This is a genomic window from Mesorhizobium tianshanense, assembly GCF_007830515.1.
Lineage (GTDB): Bacteria > Pseudomonadota > Alphaproteobacteria > Rhizobiales > Rhizobiaceae > Mesorhizobium > Mesorhizobium tianshanense.
In genome coordinates, this window is record NZ_VLKT01000120.1 from 1 (window position 1) to 5775 (window position 5775).

The following is a 5775-nucleotide window of genomic DNA, read 5'->3' on the forward strand; positions in this document are numbered from 1 at the left end:
CGTCGGTGTTGCGCAGCCTCGACCAGTGGATCAGGCGAAGGCTTCGATCCATTGCATGGAAGCAATGGAAGCGCGGGCGCACCCGCTTTGCGGAGCTGCGTCGCCGGGGCGTCGGGCACGAGCTGGCGGCACAAACCGCCGGCAGCGCGCATGGTCCCTGGCGCATCAGCAACAGCCCAGCGCTCGCCATTGCCCTGCCGAACGCTTTCCTCGCAAGCATCGGCCTCGCTTTCCTCGCCCCTGCCAATGCCGCATAACCAACCGAACCGCCTTGTACGGGCCCGTACGCAGGGTGGTGTGGGAGGGGAGGAACCGCAAGGTTCCCCCCTATCCCGATTTGAGGATTGCTGCTAAATCTGTTGCGGGCGGTCATCGGGCGATGAGGATAGAAGATGACTATCGAAATGAACGAACGACATTCTCGGATTCGAGAAATCTTGCTTCACGAGTGGGATCCTATCGGTGTCAGGGAGATACCACGCGCCGCGGATGAATATGACGCTTATGCGGACGAAGTGTACATGATGTCGACGGATCGAGGTGCTAGAGCAAGCGATATTGCGAGATATCTCTTCAATATTGCTACGGAACACATGGGGCTATCCGACCTTGTAAGGCTAAAGACAAAGTGCGATCAGGTAGCCAAACTGATCGCCGGGTTGAAACCCGGGTTCTGAGCTCACCGATGTGAAACCTCTAAACGACGATCGCTTGGTCAGGAGGGATGTCACCAAGCCCTCAGTCGAAAAACGCTTCCACGACATTGCGCCTACCCAGCATGAAGGCGTCTGCGACATGCTGCAACGGGGCGAGATCGACATCGGAGACGCCGGCGCGCACGATCTCGGCGAAACGCCTGTAGAGCATCGGGTATTCCGCTTCCGGCTCCTCGTGAACGACGCGGCCGTCGACCGCGAGTTTTGATCCGCCGCCCGAAAGCACCATCGCGCCCTTGTCCGTCTCGGCCAGGATGTCCCAGCTTTGCGGGCCGGTCTGGCGCCAGTCGAGTTCCATCGTCACCGGCAATCCGTCCGAGGTCCGGAAGGCGATATGTGCGGCGATCGGGGCTGCGCGGTTCTCGGGAAAATCGAGAATTGCCGAGGTGATGAACATCGCCGGCAGGATGTGGGTCGCGATCGACAGCGCGTTGATGCCGGGGTCGAACACGCCGAAGCCGCCTGGGGCCCATATCCAGTCCTGGTTGGGGTGCCAGCGGCGCACGTCTTCCTTCCAGTTGATGGCTGCCGATCTGATCTGGGTCGAGCCGAGGAACGCGCGCGCGGCCTCCACCGCCGGCGCATAGCGCGAATGCCAGCTGGCGAACAGCGAGACGCCGTTTGCCGCCGCCAGTGCTTTCAGGTCCTCGACCTCGCTGACCGTGGCGCCGGGCGGCTTTTCCAGGAAGACGTGCTTCTTCGCTTCCAGCGCTGTCCGCGCGGCGTCGTAGCGGAACTGCGGCGGCATGCAGAGCGACACCGCCTCGAGCTCCGGCACCGCGTCGAGCATTGCTTCGATCGTTGGAAAGTTCGCGATGCCGTCCACCTTGCCATGCCGGCTGGCGGCGGCGACGAGGCGGTAGTCCAGGTCCTTCGCCACGGCCGGCAGGTGCTGGTCGCGGACGATCTTTCCCACCCCGACGATGCCGAGCTTGATGGGGTCGCTATTCCTGGACATGGGAGACTCCGCGGACTGGAAATGCACTGCTCCTGGCAGCGATTGGTTCTTAGCAGAGAAACGATGTCGGGCAAGCCGCGGGAGGCCTGGCGGCGGCCTGCCGAGATCGACCCCGTTTCAGATGCGCCCCGATTCGGATCGGCCTGCTTAGACTGCAACGTCGAAGGTGACGATCGACACTTCACCTTCGAGCGCGCCCTGATAGGCCGACAGGTGTGGCTCTTCGTCGGGCACGCCGTCCAGGTCGCCGATCTGGTCGAGCTCCGCTTCGGCGTAGCCTTCGGCCGCCAGTGATTCGAGCGCCCGGCGCACCGCCGAATCGTCATCAGGCGCGACCAGCATGACGTGGACGCCTTCTGGCTTGCCATCTTTCCTCTTCCACACCCGGCCGGTGATGATGGTGACCGGGCGCTCGTCATTGTCGTTCACGGGCCGATTCCTCCGGGAGAGGGGACTTGCGCTGTTCATGCCGCCTTTTTCGCATGAAGCTTGGCTGTACGACAGCCGGAAGCCGGTCACTTTCTTCCTTCCTCTTGCAAAACGGCGAAAGAAAATTACATGCGCTTGCCGCATGGCTGCCAAGCCTCGGTTTCAGCGCAATATTTGGCGCTCCGGGGTTGACGGGCAACAGGGTTGCGAGTAGAAGCCGGCCAGTCAGAACCGATGTGAGGCTCTCCCTTCCGAAGCGACGCGCTTTGGAGTTTGCCTCAAACAGGGTTCGTTTTACGAGCGAAAAGACATTTCCGGCGTGCATGAAGCGGCTTCCGCTTCCTCTGCCATTTGTTCGGGCAAGACCGCGAGGCGCGGTTTGTGGCCCGAATTTGCGTATGGAAATGACGCTTTGAGCGGCCCTGACCGGGCGAGACACGGAATTGAGAGACAAGAGGGTTTAATGCCTACCGTCAACCAGCTGATCCGCAAGCCGCGCATTGCGCCGGTGAAGCGCAACAAGGTCCCGGCCATGGAGCAGAACCCGCAGAAGCGGGGCGTCTGCACGCGCGTCTACACAACGACGCCGAAGAAGCCGAACTCGGCGCTGCGCAAGGTGGCCAAGATCCGCCTGACCAATGGTTTTGAAGTCATCGGTTACATCCCCGGCGAAGGTCACAACCTTCAGGAGCACTCCGTGGTGATGATCCGCGGCGGCCGCGTCAAGGATCTTCCTGGCGTCCGCTACCATATCATTCGTGGCGTGCTCGACACCCAGGGTGTGAAGAACCGCAAGCAGCGCCGTTCGAAATACGGCGCCAAGCGTCCGAAGTGACCGAAGCGTAGCGAAGGTCATCCCGGACGCAGCGAAGCGACGATCCGGGATTGAGGCCACCACGCAGAATTGAGGCAGAGAAAAAATGTCCCGTCGTCACAGTGCAGAAAAGCGTGAGATCAATCCGGACCCGAAGTTCGGCGATCTGATCGTCACCAAGTTCATGAACGCCGTCATGTATGATGGCAAGAAGTCGGTTGCCGAGACCATCGTCTACGGCGCGCTGGACCAGGTCCAGTCCAAGACCAAGCAGGAGCCGGTCACCGTCTTCCATCAGGCGCTCGACAATGTCGCGCCGCATGTGGAAGTGCGTTCGCGCCGCGTCGGTGGCGCCACCTACCAGGTTCCGGTCGATGTGCGCCCTGAGCGCCGTCAGGCGCTGGCCATCCGCTGGCTGATCGCCGCCGCCCGCAACCGCAACGAGACCACCATGGTCGACCGCCTCTCCGGCGAGCTGATGGACGCGGCCAACAACCGCGGCACCGCCGTCAAGAAGCGTGAAGACACCCACAAGATGGCAGAAGCCAACCGCGCCTTCGCGCACTACCGCTGGTAAAGCGCGAACGAGACTGAGAGGCACCTCCCATGGCCCGCGAATATAAAATCGAAGACTACCGAAATTTCGGTATCATGGCGCATATCGACGCCGGCAAGACGACGACCACCGAGCGCGTCCTCTACTACACGGGCAAGTCGCACAAGATCGGCGAAGTCCATGACGGCGCTGCCACCATGGACTGGATGGAGCAGGAGCAGGAACGCGGCATCACCATCACGTCGGCCGCGACCACGACCTTCTGGAAAGGTCGTGACGGCAAGATGCATCGCTTCAACATCATCGACACCCCCGGCCACGTCGACTTCACCATCGAGGTCGAGCGTTCGCTGCGCGTGCTCGACGGCGCCATTGCGCTGCTCGACGCCAATGCCGGTGTCGAGCCGCAGACGGAAACCGTCTGGCGCCAGGCCGACAAGTACCGCGTGCCGCGCATGATCTTCTGCAACAAGATGGACAAGATCGGCGCCGATTTTTACCGTTCGGTCGAGATGATCGGCTCGCGCCTCGGCGCGCACGCCGTCGTCATGCAGCTGCCGATCGGTGCCGAGACCGAGTTCAAGGGCGTCGTCGACCTCGTCGAGATGAACGCGCTGGTCTGGCGTGACGAAACGCTGGGCGCTGCCTGGGACGTCGTCGAGATCCCGGACGACCTCAAGGCTCGTGCCGAAGAATACCGCGAGAAGATGATCGAGGCCGCCGTCGAAATGGACGAGACGGCGCTCGAGAATTACCTCGAAGGCAAGATGCCCGACAATGACGAGATCCGCGCGCTGATCCGCAAGGGCACCATTGCGGTGAAATTCTACCCGATGTTCTGCGGCTCTGCCTTCAAGAACAAGGGCGTGCAGCCGTTGCTCGACGCCGTCGTCGAGTATCTGCCGTCGCCGGCCGACGTGCCGGCCATCAAGGGCGTCGACGCCAAGACCGACGCCGAGATCGAGCGTCACGCCGACGACAGCGAGCCGCTGTCGATGCTCGCCTTCAAGATCATGAACGACCCGTTCGTCGGTTCGCTCACTTTTGCCCGCATCTATTCGGGCAAGCTCACCAAGGGCATGTCGGTCGACAACACCGTCAAGGGCAAGAAGGAGCGCATCGGCCGCATGCTGCAGATGCATGCGAACTCGCGCGCCGACGTCGAAGAGGCCTTCGCCGGCGATATCGTCGCCTTGGCCGGCCTCAAGGACACGACCACGGGCGACACGCTCTGCGATCCGCTGCATCCGGTGATCCTCGAGCGCATGGAATTCCCCGATCCGGTCATCCAGATCGCGATCGAGCCGAAGACCAAGAACGACCAGGAAAAGATGGGCCTTGCGCTTCATCGCCTGGCCGCCGAAGACCCGTCCTTCCGCGTCAAGACCGACGAGGAATCAGGCCAGACGATCATTTCCGGCATGGGCGAGCTCCACCTCGACATCATCGTTGACCGCATGCGCCGCGAGTTCAAGGTCGAGGCCAATGTCGGCGCGCCGCAGGTGGCTTATCGCGAGACGATCACCCGCAGCCAGGAGCAGGACTACACCCACAAGAAGCAGACCGGCGGCACGGGTCAGTTCGCCCGGGTCAAGATCCTATTCGAGCCGAATCCGGAAAGCAGCGAATTCCTGTTCGAATCCAAGATCGTTGGCGGCGCTGTGCCGAAGGAATACATCCCCGGTGTCGAGAAGGGCATCAACAGCGTCATGACGTCGGGTCCTTTCGCCGGCTTCCCGATGATCGGCGTCAAGGCGACGCTGATCGATGGTGCCTACCATGACGTGGACTCCAGCGTTCTGGCCTTCGAAATCGCCGGCCGTGCCTGCTTCCGTGAAGCGGCGCCCAGGCTCGGCGTGCAGTTGCTCGAGCCGATCATGAAGGTCGAAGTGGTGACGCCGGAAGATTATGTCGGCAGCGTCATCGGCGATCTGAACGGCCGTCGCGGCCAGATCCAGGGCCAGGAGGCCCGCGGCGTGGCGGTGGTTATCAACGCGATGGTGCCGCTCGCCAACATGTTCAAATACGTCGACAACCTGCGCTCGATGAGCCAGGGCCGCGCGGCCTATACGATGCAGTTCGATCACTACGAGCCGGTGCCGACCGCGGTCGCTCAGGAAGTCCAGAAGAAATACGCGTAACTCGAACGGGTTGCAGCGCTAACTTAATTCAAAGCCCGCACGGGCGAGCAGGAATGGAGAGATCACATGGCAAAAGGTAAATTCGAGCGTACAAAGCCTCATGTGAACATCGGCACGATTGGCCACGTTGATCATGGCAAGACGTCGCTGACGGCGGCGAT

General features: G+C 61.8%; 7 protein-coding genes. 5 read left to right on the plus strand and 2 right to left on the minus strand.

Going from position 1 to position 5775, the window contains the following annotated elements:
• Positions 1 to 257 (plus strand): group II intron maturase-specific domain-containing protein (locus tag IQ26_RS38400; protein ID WP_276316471.1); only part of this gene is annotated, 257 nt, incomplete at its 5' end.
• Between the two features lie 481 nt (positions 258 to 738).
• On the opposite strand, the gene IQ26_RS38410 is transcribed toward IQ26_RS38400, so the two are convergent.
• Both IQ26_RS38410 and IQ26_RS38415 read right to left on the minus strand, forming a co-directional pair.
• The gene (locus IQ26_RS38410; RefSeq protein WP_145723520.1) at positions 739 to 1674 is read right to left on the minus strand and encodes a Gfo/Idh/MocA family protein; all 936 of its coding nucleotides are present in this window, start codon (positions 1672 to 1674) and stop codon (positions 739 to 741) included.
• A 147-nt stretch (positions 1675 to 1821) separates the two neighbouring features.
• Positions 1822 to 2103, minus strand: a complete 282-nt coding sequence (locus tag IQ26_RS38415; RefSeq protein WP_145723521.1) for a transcriptional regulator — start codon at positions 2101 to 2103, stop codon at positions 1822 to 1824.
• A 463-nt stretch (positions 2104 to 2566) separates the two neighbouring features.
• Here IQ26_RS38415 and rpsL point away from each other — a divergent pair, with 463 nt between their 5' ends.
• From rpsL to IQ26_RS38435, 4 genes are all read left to right on the plus strand, one after another.
• On the plus strand, positions 2567 to 2938 hold the full coding sequence (gene rpsL / locus IQ26_RS38420; protein WP_126042443.1) for a 30S ribosomal protein S12: 372 nt from the start codon (positions 2567 to 2569) through the stop codon (positions 2936 to 2938).
• Between the two features lie 85 nt (positions 2939 to 3023).
• Positions 3024 to 3494 carry a 30S ribosomal protein S7 gene (gene rpsG, locus IQ26_RS38425; RefSeq protein ID WP_008875664.1) on the plus strand — a complete coding sequence of 157 codons (471 nt, stop codon included), beginning with the start codon at positions 3024 to 3026 and terminating at the stop codon, positions 3492 to 3494.
• A 29-nt stretch (positions 3495 to 3523) separates the two neighbouring features.
• Positions 3524 to 5614 (plus strand): elongation factor G, encoded by a 2091-nt coding sequence (fusA, locus tag IQ26_RS38430; protein ID WP_145723522.1) that lies wholly within the window; start codon positions 3524 to 3526, stop codon positions 5612 to 5614.
• A gap of 66 nt (positions 5615 to 5680) precedes the next feature.
• A partial coding sequence (locus IQ26_RS38435; RefSeq protein ID WP_032936484.1) for a GTP-binding protein occupies positions 5681 to 5775 on the plus strand: 95 nt, incomplete at its 3' end.

Excerpts from the sequence above, each read along its gene's own strand:
- rpsG (WP_008875664.1), top strand. The coding sequence starts at position 3,024 with ATGTCCCGTCGTCACAGTGCAGAAAAGCGTGAGATCAATCCGGACCCG.
- IQ26_RS38410 (WP_145723520.1), bottom strand. The coding sequence starts at position 1,674 with ATGTCCAGGAATAGCGACCCCATCAAGCTCGGCATCGTCGGGGTGGGA.
- fusA (WP_145723522.1), top strand. The coding sequence starts at position 3,524 with ATGGCCCGCGAATATAAAATCGAAGACTACCGAAATTTCGGTATCATG.
- rpsL (WP_126042443.1), top strand. The coding sequence starts at position 2,567 with ATGCCTACCGTCAACCAGCTGATCCGCAAGCCGCGCATTGCGCCGGTG.